At 46.9% G+C, this 26,707-nt stretch carries 21 protein-coding genes and 1 riboswitch; of the genes, 17 read left to right on the forward strand and 4 right to left on the reverse strand.

What is annotated here, in order from left to right:
- The first annotated feature begins 6 nt into the window (after positions 1 to 6).
- Positions 7 to 915, forward strand: coding sequence for an alpha/beta fold hydrolase (locus A7K91_RS25800; RefSeq protein WP_068687349.1), 909 nt, complete (start codon positions 7 to 9; stop codon positions 913 to 915).
- Between the two features lie 239 nt (positions 916 to 1,154).
- Here A7K91_RS25800 and A7K91_RS25805 read toward each other — a convergent pair whose 3' ends face one another.
- The gene (locus tag A7K91_RS25805; protein WP_068687350.1) at positions 1,155 to 1,616 is read right to left on the reverse strand and encodes a helix-turn-helix domain-containing protein; all 462 of its coding nucleotides are present in this window, start codon (positions 1,614 to 1,616) and stop codon (positions 1,155 to 1,157) included.
- 279 nt (positions 1,617 to 1,895) lie between these two features.
- Between A7K91_RS25805 and A7K91_RS25810 the strand changes: the two genes are divergently transcribed.
- From A7K91_RS25810 to A7K91_RS25820, 3 genes are read left to right on the forward strand one after another with little or no spacing between them, the layout of a single operon-like run.
- The gene (locus tag A7K91_RS25810) at positions 1,896 to 3,641 is read left to right on the forward strand and encodes an ABC transporter ATP-binding protein (protein ID WP_068687351.1); all 1,746 of its coding nucleotides are present in this window, start codon (positions 1,896 to 1,898) and stop codon (positions 3,639 to 3,641) included.
- Positions 3,638 to 5,431 carry an ABC transporter ATP-binding protein gene (locus tag A7K91_RS25815; RefSeq protein WP_068687352.1) on the forward strand — a complete coding sequence of 598 codons (1,794 nt, stop codon included), beginning with the start codon at positions 3,638 to 3,640 and terminating at the stop codon, positions 5,429 to 5,431. The genes A7K91_RS25810 and A7K91_RS25815 overlap by 4 nt, the downstream gene beginning before the upstream one ends.
- A 15-nt stretch (positions 5,432 to 5,446) precedes the next feature.
- On the forward strand, positions 5,447 to 6,223 hold the full coding sequence (locus A7K91_RS25820) for a phosphotransferase family protein (protein ID WP_245697823.1): 777 nt from the start codon (positions 5,447 to 5,449) through the stop codon (positions 6,221 to 6,223).
- Positions 6,224 to 6,357: 134 nt separating this feature from the next.
- Here the strand turns inward: A7K91_RS25820 and A7K91_RS25825 are convergent, their stop codons facing one another.
- A complete protein-coding gene (locus A7K91_RS25825; protein ID WP_068687353.1) occupies positions 6,358 to 7,206 on the reverse strand; it encodes a bifunctional 5,10-methylenetetrahydrofolate dehydrogenase/5,10-methenyltetrahydrofolate cyclohydrolase in 849 nt (282 codons plus the stop codon).
- Positions 7,207 to 7,263: 57 nt separating this feature from the next.
- Positions 7,264 to 7,343: riboswitch (ZMP/ZTP riboswitch) on the reverse strand.
- 382 nt (positions 7,344 to 7,725) lie between these two features.
- Positions 7,726 to 7,917, reverse strand: coding sequence for a ribbon-helix-helix domain-containing protein (locus tag A7K91_RS26655; RefSeq protein ID WP_156739816.1), 192 nt, complete (start codon positions 7,915 to 7,917; stop codon positions 7,726 to 7,728).
- A gap of 155 nt (positions 7,918 to 8,072) precedes the next feature.
- On the opposite strand from A7K91_RS26655, the gene A7K91_RS25830 reads away from it, so the two are divergent.
- Complete coding sequence (locus tag A7K91_RS25830; RefSeq protein ID WP_068687354.1) at positions 8,073 to 9,035, forward strand: MBL fold metallo-hydrolase; 963 nt, start codon at positions 8,073 to 8,075, stop codon at positions 9,033 to 9,035.
- Positions 9,036 to 9,176: 141 nt separating this feature from the next.
- Entirely contained in the window at positions 9,177 to 9,716 is a 540-nt protein-coding gene (locus A7K91_RS25835) for a pyridoxamine 5'-phosphate oxidase family protein (RefSeq protein ID WP_068687355.1), read from the forward strand.
- 173 nt (positions 9,717 to 9,889) lie between these two features.
- Here A7K91_RS25835 and A7K91_RS25840 read toward each other — a convergent pair whose 3' ends face one another.
- Positions 9,890 to 10,582 (reverse strand): queuosine precursor transporter, encoded by a 693-nt coding sequence (locus tag A7K91_RS25840; RefSeq protein WP_068687356.1) that lies wholly within the window; start codon positions 10,580 to 10,582, stop codon positions 9,890 to 9,892.
- 309 nt (positions 10,583 to 10,891) lie between these two features.
- Here A7K91_RS25840 and A7K91_RS27355 point away from each other — a divergent pair, with 309 nt between their 5' ends.
- The 11 genes from A7K91_RS27355 (at position 10,892) to A7K91_RS25895 (ending at position 26,396) form a co-directional block, all read left to right on the forward strand.
- Positions 10,892 to 13,741, forward strand: coding sequence for an S-layer homology domain-containing protein (locus A7K91_RS27355; RefSeq protein WP_068687357.1), 2,850 nt, complete (start codon positions 10,892 to 10,894; stop codon positions 13,739 to 13,741).
- Between the two features lie 226 nt (positions 13,742 to 13,967).
- The gene (locus A7K91_RS25850) at positions 13,968 to 14,216 is read left to right on the forward strand and encodes a ribbon-helix-helix domain-containing protein (RefSeq protein ID WP_068687358.1); all 249 of its coding nucleotides are present in this window, start codon (positions 13,968 to 13,970) and stop codon (positions 14,214 to 14,216) included.
- A 9-nt stretch (positions 14,217 to 14,225) separates the two neighbouring features.
- Positions 14,226 to 15,359, forward strand: coding sequence for a DNA polymerase III subunit beta (dnaN, locus tag A7K91_RS25855; RefSeq protein WP_068687359.1), 1,134 nt, complete (start codon positions 14,226 to 14,228; stop codon positions 15,357 to 15,359).
- Between the two features lie 432 nt (positions 15,360 to 15,791).
- Positions 15,792 to 16,988 carry an enolase C-terminal domain-like protein gene (locus A7K91_RS25860; RefSeq protein ID WP_068687360.1) on the forward strand — a complete coding sequence of 399 codons (1,197 nt, stop codon included), beginning with the start codon at positions 15,792 to 15,794 and terminating at the stop codon, positions 16,986 to 16,988.
- A gap of 192 nt (positions 16,989 to 17,180) precedes the next feature.
- Positions 17,181 to 18,929 (forward strand): sensor histidine kinase, encoded by a 1,749-nt coding sequence (locus A7K91_RS25865; protein ID WP_068687400.1) that lies wholly within the window; start codon positions 17,181 to 17,183, stop codon positions 18,927 to 18,929.
- The gene (locus A7K91_RS25870) at positions 18,922 to 20,322 is read left to right on the forward strand and encodes a response regulator transcription factor (protein WP_068687361.1); all 1,401 of its coding nucleotides are present in this window, start codon (positions 18,922 to 18,924) and stop codon (positions 20,320 to 20,322) included. Before A7K91_RS25865 ends, A7K91_RS25870 begins: the two co-directional genes overlap by 8 nt.
- A 182-nt stretch (positions 20,323 to 20,504) precedes the next feature.
- The gene (locus tag A7K91_RS25875) at positions 20,505 to 22,211 is read left to right on the forward strand and encodes an extracellular solute-binding protein (RefSeq protein WP_068687362.1); all 1,707 of its coding nucleotides are present in this window, start codon (positions 20,505 to 20,507) and stop codon (positions 22,209 to 22,211) included.
- 266 nt (positions 22,212 to 22,477) lie between these two features.
- Positions 22,478 to 23,368 (forward strand): ABC transporter permease, encoded by an 891-nt coding sequence (locus A7K91_RS25880; protein WP_068687363.1) that lies wholly within the window; start codon positions 22,478 to 22,480, stop codon positions 23,366 to 23,368.
- A 12-nt stretch (positions 23,369 to 23,380) separates the two neighbouring features.
- Positions 23,381 to 24,265 carry a carbohydrate ABC transporter permease gene (locus A7K91_RS25885; RefSeq protein ID WP_068687364.1) on the forward strand — a complete coding sequence of 295 codons (885 nt, stop codon included), beginning with the start codon at positions 23,381 to 23,383 and terminating at the stop codon, positions 24,263 to 24,265.
- Positions 24,266 to 24,290: 25 nt separating this feature from the next.
- Positions 24,291 to 25,682: an ADP-ribosylglycohydrolase family protein gene (locus A7K91_RS25890; protein WP_068687365.1), complete on the forward strand. Its 1,392-nt coding sequence runs from the start codon at positions 24,291 to 24,293 to the stop codon at positions 25,680 to 25,682.
- A 201-nt stretch (positions 25,683 to 25,883) separates the two neighbouring features.
- On the forward strand, positions 25,884 to 26,396 hold the full coding sequence (locus tag A7K91_RS25895; protein ID WP_245697825.1) for a GNAT family N-acetyltransferase: 513 nt from the start codon (positions 25,884 to 25,886) through the stop codon (positions 26,394 to 26,396).
- The last annotated feature ends 311 nt before the right edge of the window (positions 26,397 to 26,707 follow it).

A 26,707-nucleotide genomic window follows, 5' to 3' on the forward strand; every position in this document is an offset into this window, starting at 1 on the left:
GCTTACATGATTGGTGAATGGATTGAAGTCAACGGAAAGGGATTATATGTGGAAATTCACGGTAACGAAGAGGCGCCGCCGCTATTATACCTTCATGGAGGTCCAGGAGAAAGCTGTTATGAATTTATGCTGCATCAGGCCCAAAAGCTGTCCGAGAAGCTTAGATTAATTGGCATTGATCAGCGCGGGGTATGGCGCTCCCATGCCATTGAGGAGGAGGAGACGCTCCGGCTTCAGGATTTGGTGGAGGATTGCGAGCAGCTTCGCAAACAACTGGGCATTGAGAAGTGGTCGGTGCTGGGGCACTCTTTTGGAGGTTTATTGGGAGTGCGTTATGCCAGTTGTCATCCAGATACCATTGAATGTCTCATTTTGGAAGGGCCTTCATTTGACCTCAGCAAGTCTTTAAAAAATTGGCTGCGCAAAGCGGCAAGTCTATATGAAAGCATCGGGAAAACGGAAGAGGCGCGGGAATGCTTGGGAACGGCGGATGGTAATCAATCTCCGCTGGATACCTTAAATGGCTTTATTAAGCTGAGTCAAGGATTAGGCGAGCTCAGGATGAAGGTTTATACGCCAAACGACGGCGATAACTATGAAACAATACTTTATTCCGAAAGTCAGATGGAGGAGTTTGGAAGACGCAGCAGCATCCATTTTTCCAAGCTGGTTGATGAAGGATGTATTTTTGAATCGCTGCTTCCGAAGCTAGGAACATTGCCTATGCCCGTTCTTTTGATAAAAGGCAGACATGATCCTATTATTTGCGAAGAACAAACTGAAGCGTTTGTAAAAGAGGTCCGGAACGGAATAGTCAACCTGTATGAGGAGAGCGGACATCTGCCGCATTTTGAAGAACCTGACCGATTCGCAAAGGATGTTATCGAATTTGTTCTGAGTGCCGCCGATTTTTAACCGGACAAAAAAGTCCGTTAGAAGTGCAAAAGCAGCTTTGCTGTCACTGTAACGGAAATGTATGTCCGCTACATAAGTAAAACAGCTATAATTACGTGGTTTCTTTGCTGTAGCGGACATGGATGTCTCTTGCATCTGCAAAAAGACTCAAAAATTACCGCTAGCGGACTTTTATGTCCGCTAGCGGTGATTGGGTCAGTTAGTTGCGTATTCGCCGCCGCCCGTATCTGTTTCTGAATCTATTTCTTCACGGCTTCGCCAACGGCTGAAAGGACTTTGCCGATAAAGGCGGGCGTTCCCCAGATGATATAACGCCCTTTTTGTTCATTGTCGTCGAAAAAATATTGCATCTTCGCTTTTCCTCTGGAAGGGTCGGGTTGATTCATGTGGCGCATGATGATCTCGGAAATGTGGACGGCCTCTTCTGTATCAACGTAACAATCCAGCATCGTGCATACTTGAAGCTGACCTTCAACCACGCTGTCTTTTCCTTCGATAAAAGCCTGAATATCGTCCATCGCATCTGACTTGATTTCGTCCAGCTTGCTGCCAATGAACATTTCGGCGTCCTCCTTCCGTATTCTCCATTCGCCTCCAACCTTTGATGCTTTGAGCTGCTCTTCCCGGATGTATCTTCTGATCGTTCTAGGATGCATGTCGAGCATTTGAGCCAATTGATCAACCGTAAACAAATCAGCCATTTCAAACACCTCCGCTGTCCGTTTGATTACATATTATCACCTATAGTTACCTTTGTAAACATTAAAATGTAACTTTCTGTTCTTTTTGGGCTTTGATTTAAGGACAATACCTGCTTCAGGAAAAGCCTGCTTCAGGAAAATGCCCGCGTCGGGTAAAACATCTGGTTTTTCATGACTGCCGTCCAAGTGAGTTTAACTATAACCGTTTTATATCTGGCGGCATGCCTGAACATCGGATAGACTATTCTTTGTGGTTGCCGAAATGAAGGGGGAATTGCCATGGCTGACCAGCAGAAAATATCTATGTTTTGGTTGCTGCGCTATTTAAAGCCAGTTAAGGGCAGAATCGCACTGTTGTTTATATTGCTGCTTGGAACGACTGGGCTGCAATTAATAAATCCGCAAGTCATTCAAAGGTTTATTGATGAGGCGGCGGGAAGCGGTGGAATGGCCGAGCTGCTGGAGCTTGCGGCTTTGTTTCTTGTGCTCGCTGTTGTTAATCAGACTATGGGGGTTGTGGTCACTTACCTGGGAAGTGATGTATCCTGGCGTACGACGAACCGCCTGCGCGGCGATTTGCTGAGGCATTGCCTGCGGCTGGATATGAGCTTTCACAACCGGAAAACGCCGGGCGAGATGATCGAACGGATTGACGGCGACGTATCCAGCATTTCCAACTTTTTTTCCATGTTTATCGTGCAGGTTATTGGCAGCTTTGTATTGCTTGCCGGCATCCTCGGGTTTATGTTTACCGTTAATGTGCCAATTGCTGTTGTCATGACGGCATTTACGCTTTTATCCATTTTGGGAATGATGATTATCCGGAATCTGGGTGTTCAGTCCTCCAAAAATGATCGCGAAGCAAGCGCAACGCTGTTTGGCTTGATCGAAGAAAGGATTGCCGGTATTGAAGACGTACAGGCGAACGGTCATGTGCCTTACGTCATGAATCGCTTCTACCGGGCCATGAGCTCCGTCTTTTTAAAAGGAAGAAAAGCATGGATGCTCCGGGTTGTGCCTTGGAATGTAACGGTTTCGTTGTTTACGCTGGCGGTGACGGCTGTTATGCTGCTGGGCGTTCGATCATATATGCTCGGCGAGATCAGCCTGGGCATGCTGTATTTGATTTATCAATATACGCAAATGCTGAATGATCCCATTGAAAGGCTTGGCGACCAGGTGCAGGAATTCCAAAAGGCAAAGTCGGGCATGCTGCGTTCCCGGGAATTGCTGTCTCAGCAATCGGACATTCAGGACGGCGAAGACAAGCAGCTTCCGGAGGGTGCGCTTAGTCTGGAGTTTGACCAGGTTTGCTTTAGTTATAACAAGGATAAGCCTGTCCTGCAAAATATTTCGTTTTCGCTAAAGCCGGGAGAGCGGCTTGGCATCATCGGGCGAACAGGCAGCGGGAAGTCCAGCCTGAGCCGGGTGCTGCTTCGCTTGTACAATCTGGACAGCGGCGTTATTCGCATCGGCGGGGTTGATATCGCAGGGCTGTCTTTACCGGCTCTTTATCGCCGGGTAGGCATGGTGACACAGGATGTTCAATTGTTCGATGGCACCCTGCGCGACAATTTGACCTTGTTTAATGAAAAAGTGGACGATGAGGCCATTATGGAGACGATTGAACAATTGGGGCTCAGTCCGTGGATTTTGGCACAGCCAGAAGGGCTGGACACCCATTTGTCGGCGAGCGGCTCGTCGTTGTCGGCCGGAGAAGCGCAGCTGTTCGCGCTGGCCAGAGTGTTTCTTGCCAAGCCAAGCCTGATTGTATTGGATGAACCATCCTCCCGGCTAGACGCCGCAACGGAGGCGATGCTGCAATCCGGGGTAGATCGGCTGCTCCGGCAAAGCACGGGCGTAATCATTGCCCATCGGCTGGCTACGCTTGAGCAGGTCGATAAAATTATGGTGGTAGGAGACGGCCGTTTACTGGAATTTGGATCGCGGAAGGAGCTGGCCGGGAATCCATCATCCCATTACGCCAGACTTCTGCAAAGCGGACGAGAGGAGGAGCTTGCATGACCATTACGGGATTTATTGGCCGACTCTTCCGTTTCAGACTGGTCTTGTTTCTTGTAAACGGACTGTTATGGTGCACCTTTCATTCACTTCCGCTGCTGATCGGTATCGGGATGCAGCAGTTTTTTGATCGGGTGGCCGTTGAAGGCGCGGAGTTTATGTGGCTGGCCGCACCGCTGGTGCTAATTGCGATTGTCAGGCTGGGACGGGTTGGCGTATTTTTCGGGGCGTTTTATACATGGATTACTTATATCTATCACATTCAAGCCATTCTGCGTACGAATATGCTGGCGGGTATTATGCGCTGGCCCGGAAGGAATTTGCCCGCAACGCCCGGCGAGGCGATGAGCCGGTTTCGGGATGATGTTGATGAAGCGGTTGAATACGTGGAATCCTGGGTTGATTTTTGGGGAATGTTCGTATTCGCTGTCCTATCTGTCGGCATTATGGCTTCGATTAACTGGAAAATCACGCTTGTTGCACTGCTGCCGTTTGCGCTGGTGACGCTGATCAACAACTTGTCGGGAAATCGTGCCCGCCGCTATGGAAAGCAAAACCGCGAAGCGACAGGGAAGGTAACGAGCTTTATTGCCGAAACCTTTGGAGCCGTGCAAACGTTGAAGCTTGGGCAAGCGGTGGATAATGTGTTCAGACGCTTTCAGCATTTGAACGAAACGCGTCGTCAGGCGGCGCTTAAGGATGATTTGTTCAAGCAATGGATGAAATCGCTCAGCCAGCATGTGCTAAGCATCAGCACCGGGCTTGTTCTTCTCATGTGCGCTTCCGAGATGAAGGCCGGGCAATTTACGGTAGGCGATTTTGCGTTATTTTCAAGCTATCTGATGAATATCGGCTACAGCATATCTTTGTTTGGCTATATGGTGTTTCAGCATAAGCGGCTGAAGGTCTCATTTGACCGGATGCGGATGCTGTTCCGTGCGGGAGAAGAGGACCGCATTATGGAGTATCGGGAAACCTATCTGCATAAGGACCCGCCCGTGGAAACGGAGACGCCGCGAGCTGAAGGTGAAAAGCTGCGGGAATTGGAGGTAAGCGGTTTGACCTACCGCTATCCCGATTCGGAAAACGGGATCGAAAATATTAAACTGAAGCTGAAGCGGGGGCAATTCCTCGTCATTACGGGCCGTATCGGCTCGGGCAAATCGACGCTGGTCAGGACGCTGCTCGGGCTGTTGCCCAAGCAGCAAGGAAGCATAGCCTGGAACGGGCGGGAGGTTGATCCGTCGAGCTTTCTAATGCCTCCTTATACTGCGTATACGCCGCAGGTTCCGCGCTTGTTCAGCGATACGCTGAGGGAAAATATAACGGTAGGCAAAAAGGACAGCGAGTCCGAGTCCGCTCTGGAACGCGCGATAGCATTATCCGTTCTGGATAAGGATATTGGCGATCTGGATAATGGCTTGGAAACGGCCGTTGGACCAAGAGGCGTCATGTTGTCCGGCGGCCAGATTCAACGGGCCGCGACTGCACGCATGCTGATGACGGGCGCCGATCTGTATATTTTTGACGACTTGTCTAGCGCGCTTGATGTGGAGACCGAGCAGAGGGTATGGGACGGCTTGTTCAAGGAGCCCGATATGACCTGCATCGCCGTATCTCACCGGAGGGCCGCGCTGTCCAAGGCTGATCATATCATCGTCTTGAAGGATGGCCGGATCGAGGCGGAAGGCAGCTTGTCCGAATTGCTGGCAACAAGCGAAGAAATGCGGCTTTTGTGGCAGGGGGAGGAGGCTCCCGAGGCTGAGGAAAAGCTGGTCGGAAATAAGGGTTAATGTACTGAAGGGGGCATGACTATTATTAATCACAGCTTGAAACAGCAAATAGAACAAATCGTTGGGCGAATGGCAGAGGTAATCATTTTGGATGAACAAGGATGTACCTCAGAAGTAAGTCGCATTATGACAACTGAAGGTTCTTTTATTCTCAAAAGTGTCACAAAAGAAAAATATAGAAGCTGGCTGATGAATGAGGCAAAAGTGTTGAAGGATATGGGCCGGCAAAAGAGTATTCCTCTTCCTAAATACATTGGCTTTTTCGAGGACAAGCATAGTAGTCATCTACTAATGTCCTATGAACCTGGCAGCACATTGACTGCTGCTATTCATAAAGCGGAATCTGAGTCAGAGAAGTTAGTACTAATTCGAAGCTTTGGACAGTTTTTGAATCGATTTCATATGAAGGAAGTATCGGCTGTAGTACAAAATGATGGAGATTGGCTGAAAAGGCAATTATCAACTGCAAGAGAATATGTCGAGGGCGGATTGACCAGCGGAAGTCCTCAATTATTACGATTTTTAGAGTGCAATAAACCTGATCCTGTCCTTCAAACCATTGTTCATGGTGATTGTACAACGGACAATGTCCTTGTATTGGATGGTAAAGCACATATGTTTATTGATGTTTCAGGTATGACAATTGGGGACCCCCGGTATGACGAGACATTAGCCATTAGTCACTTTCACGATAATCCTGCGTTCTTGCATGCTTTCTATGAAGGCTATACACGGTACAAGGTGTCTAGAGAAGAAGTGAGTTACTTTGAAGGTCTATATGAATTTTTTTAAAAGGGTATCTGAAAAGTTCTATATAAAAAAGTTGAGCGAAAAACGTAATGTTTTCCGCCCAACTTTTTCTTTTATGGAAAGCGGCTAATCTCGCAGGGGATGTCCTTTCGTCATTTGGAGGCAGGGACAAACGTTCATATTCCCTGTTTTTTCTCAGCCGAGTCAACGGTATGCTTCAACAAGGTAGCGATTGTAACAGGACCAACTCCGGCAGGGACAGGAGTAATAGCAGAAGCGTACGGAAGGCATGCCTCATAGTCCACATCCCCGATATTCCCGGGATTATACCCGGCGTCCAAGATGACGGCCCCGGGTTTAATCCAGTCACCCTGAACGAAATTAGGCTTCCCGACCGCAGCGATGACAATATCCGCCGAGCGAACGAAACGCTCCAATTCGGTGGTTTTTGAATGACACGTTGTCACCGTTGCATCTTTGTTCAGCAGCATAGCGGAAACGGGCTTGCCGAGTATAGGGCTTCTGCCGATGACTACCGCGTGCTTGCCTGACACCGGCAGCTTGTAATACTCCAGAATCGCCATAATAGCTGCCGGCGTACAAGAGGGAAAAGCTGCAAAGCCAAAAGCGTTTTGAGCGAAGCTTTGTGTCGACACTCCATCTACATCCTTGTCAATGGAAATAGAGTCGAAGGCGGCACGTTCATCAATGTGATGAGGGACTGGGTGCTGCAACAAGATACCATGAACCTCTGAATCCTCATTAAGCTGTTTTATTGTCGCTATCAATTGATCCGTTGATGTTTCCGCAGGCAAATCAATGCGAATGGATTTGATGCCAAGCCGTTTGCAAGCATTGCCTTTCATCCGTACATAAGTCGTTGAAGCCGGATCGTCGCCTACCAGGATTGTGGCCAGGCAAGGGACGACTCCTTTTGTAGCGAGTCTTGATATGCGAGCTTCTAATTGCTCCTTGATTTTTGCGGCAACCTGATTACCGTCCAGAATGAGTAAATTGGCGTTCATTGTCATCATCCCTCTCAGTTTGTTAAAAAACAGAAAGAGGCAAGGAGAATATCTCCTTACCTCTGCCCAGGCGACCGGCCATATGAAGTATGCGCTCCCCCGTGGTACTCCACGTTTCGCCAGTTACGCATACCTAACAACTAAATACATTTTGTCAGAATGTTATGAAAAAAGCAACATCCATTCCTCTTTCGTTACTTAATGATAATACTAGGGCGTGTCTGAATACTCCGAGAGGAACAGGTTGTGCCGAATTTTCGTTCCCTACAAGGAAGTTTTGTGCAGGCTTACCGGGGGTAAGTCAAGCAAAACTGACGCAGCAGGGGGAGAAAAGGCGGTGCAAGATGACCTCAAGCGGGNGAATACTCCGAGAGGAACAGGTTGTGCCGAATTTTCGTTCCCTACAAGGAAGTTTTGTGCAGGCTTACCGGGGGTAAGTCAAGCAAAACTGACGCAGCAGGGGGAGAAAAGGCGGTGCAAGATGACCTCAAGCGGGTTTTCAGACACGTCCTAGTCTCTTTATTGGTTATCATATTTCCTCAGCAGGTCGTTTAAGGCTTCGCGGAGCAAGACAGATTCTTTCTTTTTCAGTTGCTCGGCGAGTATTTTTAATTGGCGCACAGCGGTTGAAGGATAGTAGCAGGATTTCATAACCATCTCCTCGTTGGGGGCCAAGGCTACCTGATTGCGCCCCATTTCCTTTGCCGTCATAAGCGCAGCACTGGCAGCGCGGTTAAGCGTCTGCTCGCTTTTTGCATCGCGGGGATATTGGGCGACGCCTACCGTAATCGTAACCTAAAAAAATGATTGTCTGCCCCAGCCATTTGGCTTATAATTTATTCCCATATTGGAAGGGAGAGGCAACCATGAAAAACAGGATTGAATCATTTCAAGGCTCCACCCATTTCCGGCTCCATTACGTCGCTGATTCCGTCATTGCGGCGATAGCGGCTCCGGGAAGCGGCGCTGTGGGGAACGCGTCCATTATTGATTTGGGCGATATTGCAATGGTGGTAGATACCTTCGCAACAATCCAGGCAGCGGAGGATTTAAAAGCAGCGGCGGAATACATAACAGGAAAGCCGGTATCGTATGTCATCAACACGCATTGGCACAGCGACCATACCTCTGGAAATCAGGTGTTTTCCCCCGTGTCGCCAATCATTTCAACAGCCGTTACCCGCGAGGTTATGGACACGTTTGCCAGAGAGCGGTTAGCCCGTTTTCAGGAAAACCCGGAGCAGCTGCTTCAGGCTATCGACGAGCTTGAAGGAAATATACAAAAAGAAAGCAATGAAAAGCTGAAAATGGAAATGACATGGGAGCATGCCAGCGACCGTGAATATATGAAATCTCTCCCCGCTCTAGTGCTATCTCCGCCGAATTTAACCTTTGATCGGCAATTGACGATTTATGGCAGCAAGCGCAGCGCTCAGCTCCTCACCTTTGGCGGCGGGCATTCGCAAAGTGACACCATCATTTACATTCCCCAAGACAAAATCTTGATCATAGGAGACTTGGTGCTCTCCAAGCATCATCCGGTGTTAACGAATGCCCATCCGCAGGATTGGCTGGATATTCTGGAGCAGGTCGAGCAGTTGGATATTGAAGCCATAGTTCCGGGGCATGGAGAAGTATGCTCCCTGCAGGAGCTTTATGAGGTGAAGGGGGATATAGCCGATATTATGGCGCTTGTGCAAGATGCCGTTCAAAGTGAAAAAAGTATGGATGAGATAGAGGTGCCGCAGCGTTATCAACACTGGAGCTTTACGACCTATTTCAGGTCCAATTTGAGTAAGGCTCATACGATGATCACCAATAAAGCGTAAGATTATGGATTGTTCAAAATGATCATCTTTGGATATTTTAGCAACTGCCAATCACTGCTATACTACCGAAATAAACACTCAGGCTTTGCAAACTATTGATGCCGGGAGTGGAAGGTTGTAGGGTGAGAGGAGCTGTTTAAAATAGATACCGTTCGTTATAAGGTAAGAGAATGTAAGGATCAGGAGAAGATTGATGCTTTTTTGAAGCGGACAAGAATCGGCTATCTTGGGCTGGCTGACGGCAATGCCCCTTATGTTGTGCCGCTTAATTATGTGTGGATGGATGGCAAGCTTTATTTTCACGGAGCGGGAGACGGAAGACGCAATCGGGTCATGAGCGAAAACTCTGAGGTGTGCTTTACGGTTTGCGAGGAATACGGCACCATTGCCGATCCAGTGCCCGCTAAAACGGATACCGCCTATATGAGCGTCATGCTCTTTGGACAAGCAGAGCCCATCGCGGATTTGGACGAGGCTACCGGCGTCCTTCAGGAAATGCTGAATAAATACGTGCCGGGCTATTATAACCGGCCTTTGTCCAAGCAGCATGTCGACAAGTACAGATCGGCGGTATTCGGCGGGCCTGTTCAAGTTTGCCGGCTTGTTCCGCGCCATATCACGGCAAAAGAAAGTCCCGTAATGGAAGGCGAAATGTTCAGAACAGGCGCGACAGAGAGGTAAGCCAGAAACCGGTCAGGCTCTAATCCTGGCTTTATTCCCTAAATCTGCTCTGTTAAGCGGCTCCCGGTATTATTCCGGGGGCTGTTTTGTGTTTCGGGAAGAAAAAACAGCCCCGCCTTCGTCCTATGTTAAAGCCCAAGGAGTCAAAGGCTCCCTTTTAGCCGGGCCATTATTTAGTCCTCGGAAACCTTCATATTTCTAGCCCAATAGAGCACTGGCGTAGCCAGGAAGGAAATGAGCAGCTTCAGCAGATAAGTCGTCAGGAAAATTTGAATCCAGATATCGAAGGAATGGATTTTGTAAAAAGCAATGCTGCAAAACACAAGCGAATCAACCAACTGACTGACAAGCGAGCTGCCGTTTATCCGAATCCAGAATTGATTGCGCACCGGAAACTTCTTTTTCAGATAGCTGAAAACGCGCACGTCCAGAAACTGGCTGACAAAATACGCGCACATGCTTCCCGCCGCAACCTGCGGGAGAAAACCGAACAACGCCTTCATCGGCTCATGGGCAAAATCCTCTGCCTGCGGAACAAAACCAAGCGTCATTTGCATCAGGATCGTGGAAGAAATAAGGGTAAAAAATCCGAACCATACAGCTTGCTTAGCCGCCTTCTGCCCAAATTTTTCATTGAGCAAATCCGTGGACATGTAGATTGAGGTATAGATGGTATTGCCCAGCGTCATGACGATGCCGAAGGTGCCGATAGACATCTCGATCGTTTTGGCAACCTGAATATTGGCGATAACCGTGGCAAAGCCGATCCAGGCGTAAAGCCCTTTTTTGCCGAAAAAACGGTAGCACAGCAGAAACAGGCCGAAGTGAGCGAGCATAAAGAAAATGCCCCAAACGAAATTAAACATAACAAAAAAGCCTCCTATAGTTTTGGTAACGCGGGATAGTTTCGAACCGCGGCTGCTAAAGCAGATAGACACTATCCTAACAGCTTTTCCCCTCCTTGAAAAGAAAAACCTTACCCATTCCCGCCAGCAGCATACGATTTTTCTACCGGAATACAAGCAGATCGTACAATATTCATATAAAACGGAAATCGTTCTATAGATGACGGACCTCGCCAATGCTACATTAACAGCGTACCTGCAAGGATGATCGGTTCAGGCTGATCGTCAAGGTGCAGCAGAAAAACAACAAAGGCCAAGGAGAGGATCACGTTGTCTAAAGGTTCAAAAGGTAAAAGGGCATTGGCATTGCTTGTAGCGCTATCTATAGTTATCCCAACATTCCATGGCGAAAGCTTCGCCGCAAATAAAACAGGTCAGGCTCCTGATATTAAAGGACACTGGGCAGAGGCAAAAATACAGGACTGGATTAATGAGGGCTTGGTCCGGGGGTATCAGGACGGTTCCTTCAAGCCGGACAATTACATGACTAGAGCGGAATTTATGAGTCTGGTTAATACGTCCTTTCATTTTACGGAAGAAGCCGACATCAGCTTTACTGACGTCCCTAAGGATGCGTGGTTTTACGAGGCGGTATCCATTGCCCGCGCTGCAGGCTATATGAGCGGTTATAGCGATGCTACTATGCGGCCGCAAAATCCGATCACACGTCAGGAAGCTGCCAAAATTATAGCGTCGATCAACCAATTGGAGCCGGATGAGGATATGGCTAATGCCTTCAGGGATGCAGCTTCTATTGCAGCATGGAGCAAAGGTTATGTCGGGGCGGTAGCCGGTTCGGCTATTATGGTTGGGTTCGGGGATCAAACGTTTAGACCGCTCAAGCAAATGACGCGCGCAGAAGCCGTTGCCGCTTTGGATAATGCTTTGGATTACCAGGAGGCTTTAACCCCAAGCCCTGCTCCCAGTGAAGAAGTAAAGCCAGAGCCAACCCAAACGGCAACTCCGGCTCCTGGCGCAACCGCAAACCCGCCAGTCTTTAATCCCGGTCCGTCCATTCCCGGCGGCAGCGTGATTTCCAAGCCGGCCAAGCCAGTTGGAACAACCAATGAACTGAATGTTGCTCCGCCAACGGTTTCGCTTCCTTTGCCTGTCATTAAAAACGGGGCTCTTGCGGGTGACAGCGCCACAAAGGATATTGCTGCAACCAATCCCTTTATTAACATTCTCGGCGGCTTTGACAAGGTCTGGTCGCTGAACCAGCCAACCTGGACAGACGGGACCGCAGCAACGATTGGAGAAAACGGAAGAACGGCTAAATACGGAGATGGGCCTGAGGTATATTTTGACGGGTACAAGAATGATCCAAACGCCATTGTAGCAAACAAAAAAACGTTTGCGAATGCAGAAATCAGAAACCCGGAGGCCTGGGTCGCTAATATCAGGTATGTAGAAAATGCGACGCAAAACCGGACGGATGAGGAGGCTTTAGCTGCGTATTATGATGATCAGCGGGATAAAATTTACGGCGTTTTGGACGCGTTAGGCCCGTTGGCCAATACGTATGTTGACACAGTAGGAGCGACCACCGCAGTTGTACGGGATATCAGCGAGATGAATACGGTGCTGGAGGAAGAAACAGCGGAGGACGAAAATCAAGGAATAGGCCTAGGCTCCAACTGGGAAACTACCGAGCTGGCTGATTTGGTGAAGTTGGTCGATATGGTGCGCTACAAAATCCCTGCTTCATCTAATCCGGCCAAATACTTCTATTCTTCGCCAAGACCTTGGAGAATGAATGCTCAGGGAGAGGTCAAGGAAGTGGTTGATGAAAACGGCCTTGCTGTCTGGACCTCCATCGGCAGCGGCGCCAAGGTTGAAGAAGCGTTGCCGACAGGCGGCAGAAAAACAAGCGGGAAAAAGAATTACCAGCAATATGAAACAAACGTCAAAATCATTCCTGCCCTTGAATATGTAAAAAGAGCGGCGGAGGAAGGGGCCGGGAAGGATGGAGCCTTCCCAAGCGGACATACAAATGCGGGGTATCTATCTGCGTTTCCTTTTGCCTTTGCTATCCCGGAACGATACTCTGAATTTTTAACGCGTTCTGCTCAATATGGCGAAAATCGGATCGTCACCGGCATGCATTCCCCGTTTGATGTTATTGGCGGAAGAATAATGTCTACGGCGATGGCTGCTTATGCGCTGCATCTTCCTCAGAGCAGGGAAGTTCTGGATAACGCCTATAAGAACACAGGAGAAGTATTTGGCGCTTTGGCTGAAGCAAAAGGCATGAGCTTGTATGAGTATGCCCATACCGTAACGGAGCCTTATACCTTTGAAACCGCGTATGGTCCAACGAAATGGGAAAACCATGAAGCCAACAAAGCCTTTTACCGCGAAAAAATGACGTCAGGCATTCCGCAAACCGGCGTAAAAGGTCTGGCCCCTGTTGTGCCCGAAGGTGCAGAGGTTCTGCTGGAAATGCGCCAGCCTTATTTGACGGCTGAACAGCGCAGAGAGGTGTTGTACACAACCGAGCTGGATTCCGGTTACCCGGTAATCGACGAATCCAATGGCTGGGGCAGAATCGATCTCGTTATGGCGGCGGACGGATATGGCGCATTCCTGGACAATGTGACGGTAAATATGGATGCATCCAAAGGAAGATTCAATGCCAAGGACTGGTGGAGAAATAACATTGGCGGCACTGGCATGCTCACGAAGCAAGGCACAGGAACGCTTGTCCTGACAGGAAACAACAGCTATACGGGAGGAACCGTGCTGGAAGGCGGCACGCTGGTAGCGGAATCTGCCACTGCTTTTGGCAAAGGCGATCTTTATGTAGAGAACGGAACGGTTGAGGTTCGGACCGCCGGCAGCTTGAATATTGACGGTCATTTCACGATGAATGCGGGTGCTTTAACGCTGGGGATGGACCAGGACAGCAGTCAAGTGAAGGTGGGAGGAACTCTTTATCTGGAGGGCGGAAATCTGAATCTGGATTTCTCTAACCTCAACATTGGCGATTCCGCGGAATTTACTCTGATGACGGCAGATAAAATTAAAGGCCAATTTGCTTCCGTAACGGCCCCCGGATATGAGGTAACCCTCACTTATGAAAACAACCGCATCGTTGCGCGAGTGGCAGCAGTGAAGTAAGAAGCATTGAGGCTGGTATTGTAGGAAAAATAGTTAAGGCTGACGACCACTGTCGTCAGCCTTTGGTCATCAGAAGGGGTTGTCCGTCAGGATGGCCTTTTTTGCTGTACAAAAAGATTTGTTTTAGTGCAAAGGCAGTTATTGTAAGGTGCGAATGGGTGTGCTAGACTTAATATAGGCAATTAGATTTAGGTAACTTAAATCAATAAAAGGGTGTGAGCGGAAGTTGAGCGACAAAATAAAAATCGGCGTTTCCAATAAAGAAGGCCAATTAGGTTTTTTATCGACAAAAGGAGGTCTTCGTGAGGGCGCCGGCAGAAAAAGCATTGGCGTCACAAAAAAAGTTTCCATCACCTTAACGGAGGAGATATGGGAGAAGCTGGAGGAGCATTGCTCAAGCCGGCAATTATCCCGTTCGGAAGCGCTTCGTCATATGCTGGAGAATTATTTTTCTGCATCCCACTCTGAAGGGTAGGTAAATGCCGTGTTGGTTTATGTCGTTAAGGATTGCCTTGTAAAAGCGCTCCAGCTCGTATTGAGAGCGGTGTCGGCTAACAGTCCATACCCTATCCTGACGGGGATAAGCATTCAGGCGCTGCCGGAGGAGCTGATTATTACAGGGAGCAGCTCCAGCATGAGCATTCAATATAAAATACATCAAGGGGACAGGGGAGTGACGGTCCGCAGGAGCGGGGCCATCGTTGTACCGGCGCGCTATTTCTACGATATTATCCGGAGATGCACCGATGAGTGGATAGGTTTGGAGATATTAGAAGGGTTGAAGCTTACCATTACGTCAGGGAAATCGCACATTTCGTTATGCGGCATGGACGCGTCGGAGTTTCCACCAATCCGGGGTGCAAAAGGCTCGGCTTTCTTAACGTCGTTTAGCATTCCGGCTGAACTGTTGAGTGAATCTGTCAGGCAGGTGTTCCCATCTGTCTCTACCTCCGAGAGCAGGCCGGTTTTGAGCGGGATTTATTTTGAATGGGGAGATAAAGGGCTTCATCTGACGGCTACGGACGGAGTTCGGCTGGCATCCCGAATAATTCAGCATGAACATCAGGGATGCGAGGGCTTCAGCGCAATTGTGCCGGGAAAAAATGCCGCTGAGGCAGCCAAGCTGCTCCAGGATGCGGATAGCGCGGCCACAATCGGAATTAGCAGTAACCAGATTTGTTTCTCGGCCCAAAATCTGCTGATTCAGTCGGCGTTGATTGAAGGCGCCTATCCCGTTGTCCAGAGTATTATACCAAAGAGGTATCTTTCGGAGGCCATAACGGAAACGGCAGCTTTCCTTCATGCGGTAGAACGAGCGGCGGTTTTGGCGGGAGAAGGTATTTTACAGCTGTCGACAGCAGGCAAGGCGCTTTTTTTATTGTCCAAAACGGCGGAAATAGGCGATGTCAGAGATGAGGTCAGCTTAACGGATAGAAGCGGGGAAAACTTTGCATTAGCTTTGAACAGCGGGTTTTTGCTTGATATTCTGCGCTCCATGAAAAGCATGTTTGTGATCCTGAGGTATACCGGGAGTTGGAGTCCCCTCATTATCCAACCAAGCGATGCCATTGAATCGGCTATATATCTGCTTTCGCCAATCCGGACAGCAAGTCATTAAACAGGACAACGATTCCGCTGCCCCTTGGCTAAGCTCCAGCAATGTATTCTATAGATCAGGTAGAAAGATGACCGGTGGATAGGTAGATAATTGCAGGAATATTACAAGATAAGCCGCTAAGTCTTGCCTTTTTCCGGTCAATTACCGCTCTAAACGCGGTACCTGCGTCTACCTCGGAGAAGGCTTTTATATGTTACCTTGTTAATATGGATCGATTGATAGTTATAAATTGAACAACATAAGTTCAACTAAAAACTGGCAGCTGCAGGCCAAAGTGAGGATGGTTCTGGAGAAGCGGAGTGTTCGCTTGTGTTTCCGGATTTCTACATTATACAAATACAATCAAGAAATCTGGAAACAACTGCGATCGGAAGATCCTTCCTCGCGGCGGCCTAGCCCCCTGCCAACATATAGGATTAAAGGAGAACATATATGATTACAATCCGCGATGTAAAAGCCATCTTGACTGCTCCAGAGGGCATTAATCTGGTCGTTATAAAAATTGAAACCTCAGAGCCTGGTTTGTATGGCCTGGGCTGTGCTACATTTACTCAGCGTTATTTGACTGTAGCCTCCGCTATTGAGGATTACTTGAAACCGTTTTTGCTGGGTAAGGATGTGCACCGCATCGAGGATATTTGGCAGACTGCAATGGTCAGCGGATATTGGAGAAACGGGCCGGAATTTAACAATGCATTGTCCGGAGTAGACATGGCCCTTTGGGATATCAAGGGCAAAATTGCGGGGCTGCCGGTTTATCAGCTGCTTGGCGGCAAGTGCCGCGAGGGGGCGGCAATCTATAAGCATGCCGATGGCGGCAGCAAAGAAGAAGTAGAAAACAATGTGCGTAAATGTCTGGACGAGGGTTATCGTTATATTCGTTGTCAAATGGGCTTGTATGGTGGCCGCGATCAAAAAATGGTGAAGCCCGACCAAGCGCTGGACGGTATTTACTATGATCCTAAGGCATATATGAGAGGCATTATTGAAATGTTCGAGCACTTACGGAGCACTATTGGCTGGGAGGCAGAGCTTATCCATGATGTCCATGAACGGCTGACGCCAATTGATGCGGTAGGCTTCGCTAAGCAGCTAGAGAAATTCCAGCTGTTTTATTTGGAGGATGCGCTGCCTCCGGAGCAAATACAATGGTTTAAGCATATTCGCCAGCATACAACAACACCTGTCGCGATGGGCGAGCTGTTTAACAATCCAAACGAATGGATGCCGTTAATCACGGAACGTTTAATCGACTTTATTCGCATTCACGTCAGCCAGATTGGCGGAATCACTCCAGCCCGCAAGCTGATTTCGCTTTGTGAAGCCTATGGCATTCGTACGGCATGGCATGGCCCTGGCGATGTTTCGCCTGTCGGACATGCGGCAAATGTTCATCTGGATGTCAGTGCCATCAATTTCGGCATACAGGAATGGAATGGCTTTAAGGACGAGGTTTACGAAGTATTCTCCGGAATACCGGAAGCTAGGAACGGGTACGTATATCCCAACGAGAAACCAGGACTCGGCATTGATATGGATGAAAAAATGGCTGCCAGGTTTCCATGTGAAAACGTGCTTCCCGCCTGGACGCTGGCTCGTCTTCCCGACGGGACCTCGGCCCGGCCTTAACGGCTAATTAACAGAGTGAAAAATTGATAACAGAGACAATAATCATTTTTTATATCGAAAACGGCAAAGCTGCATAAATAAGGCTTTGCCGTTTTTAGTTATTTGCGCTATAAAGTTATTAATAAATCATTTTTGTCAGGATTGATTCACAATCCATTTGTTATAGGGGCGTGCATTTATATGTTTTATGGCATGAAGAACAGGTTAACATCATTTTTTTATGATTATTTAACCTTGAAAAAGAGAATTATATATATCTTTTTACTTAGCACGCTCGTCCCGTTTATTAGTATTGGCCTCATATCCTATTACACTATCTATTCCATTCTGACCAACAAAATTCAAAGCGGCATTCAAAGCAATTTAACTCAAGTTGAGCTTTCGTTAGAAAACACCATCAGCAACTTAAATCATGTTTCGCAACAGCTTGCTTTTGAAGGCAGCGTAGGCAAGAAATTGGATGAATTGCTGGCAAGTAAGGAGCGCAAGCCCTTTGAACGCTACAAAATGATAAGCAATCTGAAGGAGCAATTAAGCCTTATCACCTTTACGAACCCCAGCATTGGATTAACATTGTATTATTTTCAGAATGACCATTCCTATGATCTTGAAAATTCCGGAGTCAGAGAGGATTTTTTTCCAGAGAAATTGCCGCTGCTTGCCCAATACTCAGGAATTTCCTATTATGGCCCGCATGTAAGCAATAACCGTTTCGATAATCAATACGTATTGTCTGCTTTAAGAAAAGTCGAGCTGCCCACTCGGGATGATGTATATGTTTATATCGAAACAGGATTGCGCTTAACGCAAAACATTCTTAATAATGATCGAACCGGGGGAGAGAGCTACCATATATTTCTTGATAATGACGGCAAAATAACGTATAGCGAGGTACCAGAGACATTTGCATTAAATACAACGTTCCCTGGCTTTGAAGAAAAGGAAGCTTCTGGCACATATGAGGGATATAAATGGTTCAGGAAGGTTGGTAGCCAAGGCTGGAGCATTGTTTCTGTGATCCCAAAAGCAGAATATAACAAAGAGATGAATCAATGGTTTGTTCAAATTTTATTATTTTCGGTCATCTTTTTGGGCATGAGTTTATTTTTGGCTTGGCTATTGTGGAAAATGGTATATCGGCCATTAAGCGGCTTCAATAAAGAAATTAAACTGATGTCTCAAAACGGTACCCAGACGGGAATAGCAAAAACAAAAATACCAGAGTTTGACTTCCTCCTGGATCAATTTAGGCAAATGAAAGTGCAGATTTGGGATTTGTTTGCGGAGGTTGAGCAGAAGGAGAGAAGCAGAGCAAATCTTGAAGTCGAAAAGCTGCTTTACCAGATCAATCCTCATTTTTTGATGAATACGCTGGATACTGTACATTGGCTGGCGGTCATGAATGGGCAGAATGAAATTGACAGGCTGGTATCATCGTTAAATAAGCTGCTCCATTATAATTTAGGCAAGCTAGGAAAATCCTCGACCATTCAGGAAGAGCTCGAGGCCTTGAAGCAATATCTGATTTTGCAGCAAATTCGTTATAATTTTCAGTTTGATGTACAGATTCATATAGATGAAGAAGTATTAAAAATGCCGATTCCGCGGTTCATCCTGCAGCCAATTGTAGAAAACTCGCTTTATCATGGTTTAAACGATGAAGGCTTCATACGGGTTAATGTAACGTTATCGCAAATGATCCATATTTCCATTCATGATAACGGTGCGGGAATGTCAGAGGAAACCATTGATAAACTGCTGAATAGCTCGGAGGTTGAAAATAACAAGGTTGGCATGGGGATAGGGATGAGCTATGTGAAGCGTATCATTGAATCCCAATATGGCGAACGGGCAGAGTTGAACATTAATAGCGTGCTGGGAAAAGGGACGAGTGTTTTGTTACGAATTCCTCTCGTGGAGGTTGAACCAAATCATGATTAAAGTGATGGTTGTTGACGATGATAATTTAGTCCGCAAGGGGTTAATTTCTGTAATGCCCTGGAAGAAGTTTGGCATGGAGGTTGTTGGTGAAGCAAGCAATGGATTAAAAGCGTTGGAATTTTTAGAATCCCATAACGTTGATTTAATGCTAACCGATTTAGCTATGCCCGTAATGTCAGGTGTTGAACTAATTAGAAGGGCTCGAAAAGAATTCCCGCATGTCTATACGGTCGTTTTGACGCTTCATCAAGATTTTGAGTATATCCAGGAGGCGCTCCGATTAGGCGCAATTGATTATATTGCTAAAGTTCAGCTTGAAAAGGATTGCTTTGAGGAAGTGCTTGAAAGAATTTATAACCGAATGATGGAAGAACCAAGACGAGATTACAATGCAAATGAGAGTATTTCTATAGATACGGGGTTTGTCTTGTTGTCCGTAAACAAAACGACTCGAGAGTACTGGATAAAGGAGTGGCACGATAAATCAGACATATCCATGATTGAGGCGGATACTAATCTGTGGTTTTGGACGCAGCCGTTGGAGCAGTCGAATCAATTGTGGCTGGAACGGCTTTTAAAGGAAATGGGAACAAAGCCGGGCTGGAGCCTGATTAGGCTGAGCGGTCTTATGGGCAAGCATGATAAGGATGTTCATCGGCGGCTAAGAGAATATAGAGACAAAGATTTCTTTTACGACTATGTGCCGGATTCTGGCGTTGGGTCTCTTTCGCTTCAAGAGGCTGACAGCCACAAGCAGGTACGGTCTGAGGAAAGCATGGATCGTTTGAAGGAGCAATGGTCATCGAATGAATGGATTTATCAGGACGGCGTATTTCATGAGCATCTCCATGCTTTGAAGCTGATGCGCTTACCTCAAGCTATGCTGTTAGGCTTGCTGTATTCGTTAATTGATAAATGGAATCTTTTGTTTTATTCCGTTGGTGTGGACAAAATCAAGCTGCCGGATTCATTTGATTCCTGGGAACATGTTTATTCCTGGTGTATAACTATACGCAATACGATCCGTAAAGCCATAATTAGACCTTCATTCTCCCAAGAGGTTGTGGAATGTATTCTTAAAGCTGTCCAAATTGCTCATGACGAAATGAGCCAGCAGATAACAGCGGTTAATCTTGCAAAGAGGGTCAATATGAGCCGGAGCTACTTTAGCCAATGCTTTAAAGAAATTGCCGGTAGCAATTTTAGCGATTATTTACGTCAGGTGCGTATGGAAAAAGCAAAGGAATATTTGCTGTATACCAACAAAACAGTTCAATGGATCGCAGAAAGCGTTGGTTATGCGGATGAAAAATATTTTAGCCGAACCTTTCGCGAGCAGACGGGAATGCTTCCGAGTAAATACCGGCAAATGCACGCTAGAGAGCAGCAATAGGTAGAGATATGACCGTTCTATAGGAGAGGATTGTGCGAAAGCTGCATAAAGGGAGCGTAATACGTGGCTAATCTCCGGTCATTTATCTCTCTATTTACGGTACTTCCGTCTATCTAAACAAGAAGCTTTTGTGTGTTAACTTTTAGTTGCAGACAAATTCAAATGCGAAAGAGGGGACACGCATGAGCAGAATAAAAAAGAGATTTCAGCTGTTACTTGCAACGATGTTAGTCATCTTACCTGCATGCAGTAATTCGGGGCCTTCCAATGAACCCAATCCTGCAACGGGAGAAGTAAAGCCAAGTGAGACTTACACGCAAGAAGATCCGTTCGGCAAATTCCAGGAACCGGTAACCATTCGAATCGGAAAAGAAATTGATGCGACGGATAAGAGCCTTCCAGCGGGAGATTCTCCTGAAAACAACCAGTACACCCGCCATGTTAAAGAGCAATTGAACGTAGATACAAAGATTGTTTGGCAGGCGGCTGCCGGTAAAGATTTTGAGCAAAAAATTAATTTATCCATTGCCAGCAATGACTTGCCGGATGCTATGGTCGTAAAAGAGACGCAATTTCGGCAAATGGTTAAAAGCGGCCAGCTGGAGGATTTAACTGAGGCATTTAATAAATATGCTTCGCCAACCCTCAAAGAGATCATCGAAACAACGAAGGGACTTGCTATGCAATCCGTCACCGTTGATGGAAAAATGTATGCCTTGCCCAATGTAACGCCTGAAGCCGATATGGTTCATTACATGTGGATTCGTAAAGATTGGTTAGATAAACTTGGCCTGGAGCCGCCGAAAACGATAGATGAGCTGGAAATGGTGGCAACCGCATTTGTTGAGCAGGACCCCGATGGCAACGGAAAGGCAGATACAGTCGGAATTTCGGGCCCGCAATTAGGCGGGAACCTCCATGCGGATTTCTTAAATCCCAACAACAATAATTTCGGGTTTGACCCGGTCTTCTCTTCCTTTCATGCCTATCCCGGCTTTTGGATAAAGGATTCTGAGGGGAAAACAACGTATGGCTCCATTCAGCCGGAAACAAAGGAAGCGCTTTCTAAGCTGCGCGACTTCTATGCCAAGGGTTTAATTGACAAGGAAATGAGCATTCGCAAAAATGCCCAGGAGCTGGTTAAGAACGGTACCGCTGGTATTTACTTTGGTGTATGGTGGTCGGGCGGATATGGGCCTTTAGCTGATGCAATCAAAAACAACCCGGAAGCCAATTGGCAGGCTTATGCTGTACCTCTCGATAGTAACGGCGAGTTTACTCCGCATATGGGTAATCCGTCAAACCAATATCTGGTTGTACGCAAGGGCTATGAGCATCCGGAGGCAGCAATTAAAATGCAAAATTTGCTTTATCGCGATGAATCCAAATTTGATGTAAATGTTGCCATCGGAAATTATCCATTACGTTTGGTTTATGCCCCGATGGATGTTATGGATGTTACCTATAATGTGATGAAGGAGATTTTGGCAGGGACGAAGCAGCCTGACGAGGTAGACCGCCCCGGATATAACCTGCTGAAGTCAGATGCCGAAAACGTCAAGAAGGTTAAGCTTGAGCCTTATGATAACAATGACATTCAGTATTGGGACCCTGATGCGGATATAGGCGTGTGGAAACGGATGTACTCTACGCTTGTTGGCATAGCCCCATTGCAGCAGCCATTTAAGAGAACGTACAGCCTTACCTATTCGCAGACCAAAACAATGGAGAGAAAATGGGCTACCTTAGATAAACTGGAAAAGGAAACCTTTCTCAAAATTATTATGGGCGCCGCTCCATTAGATTCCTTTGATCAATTTGTGATCGATTGGAAGAAGCAAGGCGGCGATGAAATTCTTGCTGAAGTTGATGAGCTTATAAACCCGTAACCCCGCAAGGGCTGTCTGAAAAGTTTGTTACGTTGAATCATTATTCAGTAAAACCGGTCCCTACCGGAAAAGGGTGTCTTGGAAGCTTCAAACCTATTTGTCCGCCTTATTTTGATCCTATTTTTAGTGGAAAAAAGCAGACAAAAAAACTCGCCCTCAAGACACCCTTTCCCGTCCGGTCCTCTCTGCTGAATAGTTATTTATTCCACTTGACTCTTCGGACAGCCTCTTTCTCTTACCAAGGAAGAATGGAAGTGACATGCAATATGAAGACCAGGGGTTATGCCAAGCATTATTATCTTATGCTTCTTCCCGGATTTATTTGGTTGACTCTTTTTAGCATCGTGCCTATGTTTGGGATCGTTATCGCTTTTCAGGATTTTAATCCGGGTTTAGGCATGCTGCGTTCCGAGTGGATCGGATTGGAAAACTTCAAGTATATGTTTACGCTTAATGATAGTAAAAGCATATTTTTCAATACCATTTTTATTGCTGTGATGAAGATTGTGGCGAATTTGATTGTACCGCTTGTTTTTGCCTTGCTGTTGAATGAATTGCGTATATCTGTGTTAAAAAGATGGATTCAGACCATCGTTTATTTACCCCATTTTTTATCATGGGTTATTCTTTCAGGCATTTTGCTGGATATTTTTTCATTTAATGGGCCGATTAATGCTGTTTTATCTATGTTTGGTGTAAGTCCAACCTTATTTTTTGCCAGAGCTGATTTGTTTCCCTTTATTATTGTTGGCAGCGATGTTTGGAAGGAGTTTGGATTTAACACGATCATTTATTTAGCGGCTCTAACGGGAATCAATCCCTCTTTATATGAAGCGGCTGCAATCGACGGCGCGTCGCGCCTGCAGCGTTTGCGGAGCATTACACTCCCGGGCATCATGACCACTATTATTTTGCTCTCTGTACTAAGTCTAGGCAATGTTTTGAATGCCGGCTTTGAACAAATTTTCAACCTCTATAATCCTCTTGTTTATTCAACCGGGGATATCATCGACACCTGGGTGTACCGAACCGGTTTATTGAACTTGCAGTATGGACTAGCAACGGCAATGGGCTTGTTGAAATCCGTTATTAGCTTTGTGCTAATCGCAGCTTCGTATTTCCTGGCGGCCAAGTTTGCCAACTATCGAATTTTTTAAAGGAGCATTATTATGGTTTTAGAAAAAACATTCGGCTCCAAATTATTTGATGTTTTGCTTGTTGTGTTTTTGGGCGGAACAGCTCTATTGTGCGTGCTTCCCTTATGGTATACGCTCTCCGTTTCGTTAAGCGAAAATGCAGCGGCTTCCGCTGGGCGGGTAGGGCTGTGGCCGGTAGGATTTAATCTGAGCGCGTATCAGGAAATAATGGGTGACAGCAAGTTTTTTAATTCGTTCTGGATTTCGATCCAGCGTGTCGCCTTAGGTGCGAGTCTTAATTTTGTTATCATCCTTCTTTTGGGATATCCATTATCCAAAAATGCGGCAGTGCTGCCCTTTCGTAATGTATTCATGTGGATATTAGTGTTTACCATGCTGTTTAATGGCGGTCTGATTCCCTGGTATCAAACCATTAAATCACTTGGCTTGATCAATAATATTTGGGCGCTTGTATTGGGGCATAGCGTTCCCGTATTCAGTGTTATTCTTGTCATCAACTACTTTCGTAATCTTCCCAAGGAGCTGGAAGAGGCGGCGTTGGTAGATGGAGCGGGACCGTGGCAAATGCTTATTAACATTTTTATGCCTGTCGCTGTGCCTGTATTGGCAACGGTCACTTTATTCAGCATAGTGTACCATTGGAATGAGTTTTTTAACGGGCTGGTTCTGATGTCCAATGCCGATATGTATCCGTTGCAAACCTACATCCAGCAATTGGTCGTTATTATTGATGCGCAAACCATGACGGCGGAACAAATTCAAAAAATGAGCGAGCTTTCCAATCAGACATTAAACGCAGCCAAAATTTTTATTGCCATGATGCCTGTTCTAGTTATTTATCCGTTTTTGCAAAGATTTTTTATTAGCGGAATTACGTTGGGATCTGTAAAAGAATAATGGAATCTGAGAAGGAGATACAACTATGCTTCCATCACTCCCGTTTCTTAAACGCCAGCTGGAGGGGATTCTGTACAATAAATTCGAGCAGGGACATCAAACCTCAGGCTACTTGGCCAAGCTGGCGCAGCTGCCGGAAAGCTACGACGCATATGCTGAGTTCGCGCAGCAGCTGGCTGTCATCCCGATGAGGGAAAATTGGTCCTACTATGAGCCAAATGATTTAGATGAGATTTGGTCGGAATGTGATCCGGCCCGGCCTCTCGGTCAGGTTGGCATTCTGAATGTAAGGGACAGCGCCAAGCGGGTCGAGGCGGCGTTTCTTGCATCCGTTTGCGGCTCTATGCTGGGAAAGCCTATTGAGATAAACCCCAGTCTGTCGGAATTGCGTCAAGCGCTGATGGCTTCAGGGGAATGGCCGCTAAACGATTATATTTCCGTTGAAGCTCTACAAGCTTTAGGCCGGCGCCATTGGTCTTGGTACGAGACGGCCCGGGGACGTATTTCTTATGTCGCGCCTGACGACGATATTAATTACACACTGATGGGAATGATCGCGCTAGAGCAGTTCGGAGCCGGGTTTACGAAAAGAAATGTAAGGGATCTATGGTTAAATCACCTTCCATTAATCAACACCTGGGGACCGGAAAGAGCCATTTTGCTGCGCTCGGGTATGAGCTATTTGGAGCATGATAAAGACCATTTCAATCCTTCTGAAATCGAGGCTTGGCCAGACCTCCTGGTGCAGGATACGGAGCTTTGTGGAGCTGCGATTCGCTCGGATGCCTATGGCTATGCCTGCCCGGGTCAACCTGCTCTTGCCGCCGAGCTGGCATGGAGAGACGCAAGCTTTACCCATCGCCGTACCGGCGTGTACGCGACCATGTTTATTGCCGCGGCGATTTCTGTCGCTCACGTGCTTCATGATCGTATTGAAATCGTAAGAACCGCTCTGCAATTTGTACCCGGAAGAAGCCGATTCTACGAGATTGCCCAGGATTGCTTGCAGCTGGTTGCGAATGCAAGCGATTGGCTGGAAGCCTACCATAGCATTAATGAAAAATACGGCCGTTATTCGCACTGTCAAGTATATCAAGAAATAGGCACCTTAATAAATACGTTCCTATTTGCAGAAAACGTGGGTGACGGAATTTGCAAGCAGGTCATGCAGGGCAACGATACGGACAGCTTTGGGGCAACTGCCGGTTCTTTGCTTGGCGTATATTTTGGTCCCAATAGCTTGGAGGAAAGATGGATTGATCCATTCCATGACCGGATTTATACGGGGTTAGCTAATTTTAATGAGCAGAAGCTATCCCGCTTGGCCGAACGAATTGGACGCTTGCCGGAGCTGCTGCATACAGGTCAGCATAAGATCCAGCCCAGCGAGCTCTACATTAATGAAAATCCCAAGTAAGCGTTTGAAGGGAGCTAAGCTGTAAGAGAAAACAAAAGCGGTGAGATGGGGGGATAAAAAAACCACACCTCTAAAAATGGCATGGATAAACAATAGTATATAAAAAAATAAAATATCAGTCTATACCTTTTTTCGATAAATGAGTAAGGTTAATGGTGCGACCGCGGCGCAATCATTTAAAGAAAGAAGGAAACGGCATCTATGATACCTATGAAATCGACACCTCCTGCAAGTCCGGTAATTACGCTCAGAACGATAACACTGGAAAACCGGCGCGCCATGTTTAACCTGGAGGTAACGGAGGAGCAGCGGCAATATGTTGCATCCAATCTGTCCAGCGTGGCATCCTGTTACGTGCTTGCGACGAATGGAGCACAGCCTTTTCCCTTTATTATTTATGCCGATGAGCAGCCGGTCGGGTTTGTTATGATTGTATACGGAACAACGGGCTACGATGAACCGTCGTTTGCGGTGGACAACTATTGTATTTTGCGTTTGATGATCGACAAGGCGCACCAGAACAAGGGTTATGGACGGCGGGCTATGGCCCAAATAACAGCGTTTATCCGTACCTTCCCCGCAGGGTCGGCGGAGTGCTGCTGGATTCCCTATAAGCAGGACAATTTTGCCGCCAAAAAGCTTTACGAGTGCTTTGGCTTCCGCGATAACGGCGAAGCTTTCAACGGGGAGGCCATTTCAGTGCTGCAGCTGTAACTGTTTTTTCTTGGCAAACATCGCGGACATCGCAGACATCGCAGACATCGCAGACATCGTTTGTATGAAAAAACGTCCAATCGACGTCTTATTTACAATCGGCGGACCCAGTTTTGTATGGAAGATCGTACAAAGTGTGCGCTATGGGTCCTCGGCAGCCTCGGTTTGTATGAAAAAACATACAAACAGGTCGCCCCGGCGTCGAAGTCGTGCAGTTTTGTACGAAGAAACGTTACTACTTAGGTGCTCTACTAAGTGAATTTTTGGAACAAACAGGAACTAAGGGCCTCGATGCCGAATGAGTCATTTAA

The organism is Paenibacillus oryzae, assembly GCF_001675045.1.
Lineage (GTDB): Bacteria > Bacillota > Bacilli > Paenibacillales > Paenibacillaceae > Pristimantibacillus > Pristimantibacillus oryzae.

Coding starts and splice junctions, on each gene's coding strand:
- A7K91_RS25815 (WP_068687352.1), top strand. CDS start 3,638: ATGACCATTACGGGATTTATTGGCCGACTCTTCCGTTTCAGACTGGTC.
- A7K91_RS25825 (WP_068687353.1), bottom strand. CDS start 7,206: ATGAACGCCAATTTACTCATTCTGGACGGTAATCAGGTTGCCGCAAAA.
- A7K91_RS25805 (WP_068687350.1), bottom strand. CDS start 1,616: ATGGCTGATTTGTTTACGGTTGATCAATTGGCTCAAATGCTCGACATG.
- A7K91_RS25870 (WP_068687361.1), top strand. CDS start 18,922: ATGATTAAAGTGATGGTTGTTGACGATGATAATTTAGTCCGCAAGGGG.
- A7K91_RS25810 (WP_068687351.1), top strand. CDS start 1,896: ATGGCTGACCAGCAGAAAATATCTATGTTTTGGTTGCTGCGCTATTTA.
- A7K91_RS25875 (WP_068687362.1), top strand. CDS start 20,505: ATGAGCAGAATAAAAAAGAGATTTCAGCTGTTACTTGCAACGATGTTA.
- A7K91_RS25895 (WP_245697825.1), top strand. CDS start 25,884: ATGATACCTATGAAATCGACACCTCCTGCAAGTCCGGTAATTACGCTC.
- A7K91_RS25840 (WP_068687356.1), bottom strand. CDS start 10,582: ATGTTTAATTTCGTTTGGGGCATTTTCTTTATGCTCGCTCACTTCGGC.
- A7K91_RS25880 (WP_068687363.1), top strand. CDS start 22,478: ATGAAGACCAGGGGTTATGCCAAGCATTATTATCTTATGCTTCTTCCC.
- A7K91_RS25890 (WP_068687365.1), top strand. CDS start 24,291: ATGCTTCCATCACTCCCGTTTCTTAAACGCCAGCTGGAGGGGATTCTG.
- A7K91_RS25820 (WP_245697823.1), top strand. CDS start 5,447: ATGACTATTATTAATCACAGCTTGAAACAGCAAATAGAACAAATCGTT.
- A7K91_RS25800 (WP_068687349.1), top strand. CDS start 7: ATGATTGGTGAATGGATTGAAGTCAACGGAAAGGGATTATATGTGGAA.
- A7K91_RS25830 (WP_068687354.1), top strand. CDS start 8,073: ATGAAAAACAGGATTGAATCATTTCAAGGCTCCACCCATTTCCGGCTC.
- A7K91_RS25860 (WP_068687360.1), top strand. CDS start 15,792: ATGATTACAATCCGCGATGTAAAAGCCATCTTGACTGCTCCAGAGGGC.
- A7K91_RS25865 (WP_068687400.1), top strand. CDS start 17,181: ATGAAGAACAGGTTAACATCATTTTTTTATGATTATTTAACCTTGAAA.
- A7K91_RS25885 (WP_068687364.1), top strand. CDS start 23,381: ATGGTTTTAGAAAAAACATTCGGCTCCAAATTATTTGATGTTTTGCTT.
- A7K91_RS26655 (WP_156739816.1), bottom strand. CDS start 7,917: ATGACGGCAAAGGAAATGGGGCGCAATCAGGTAGCCTTGGCCCCCAAC.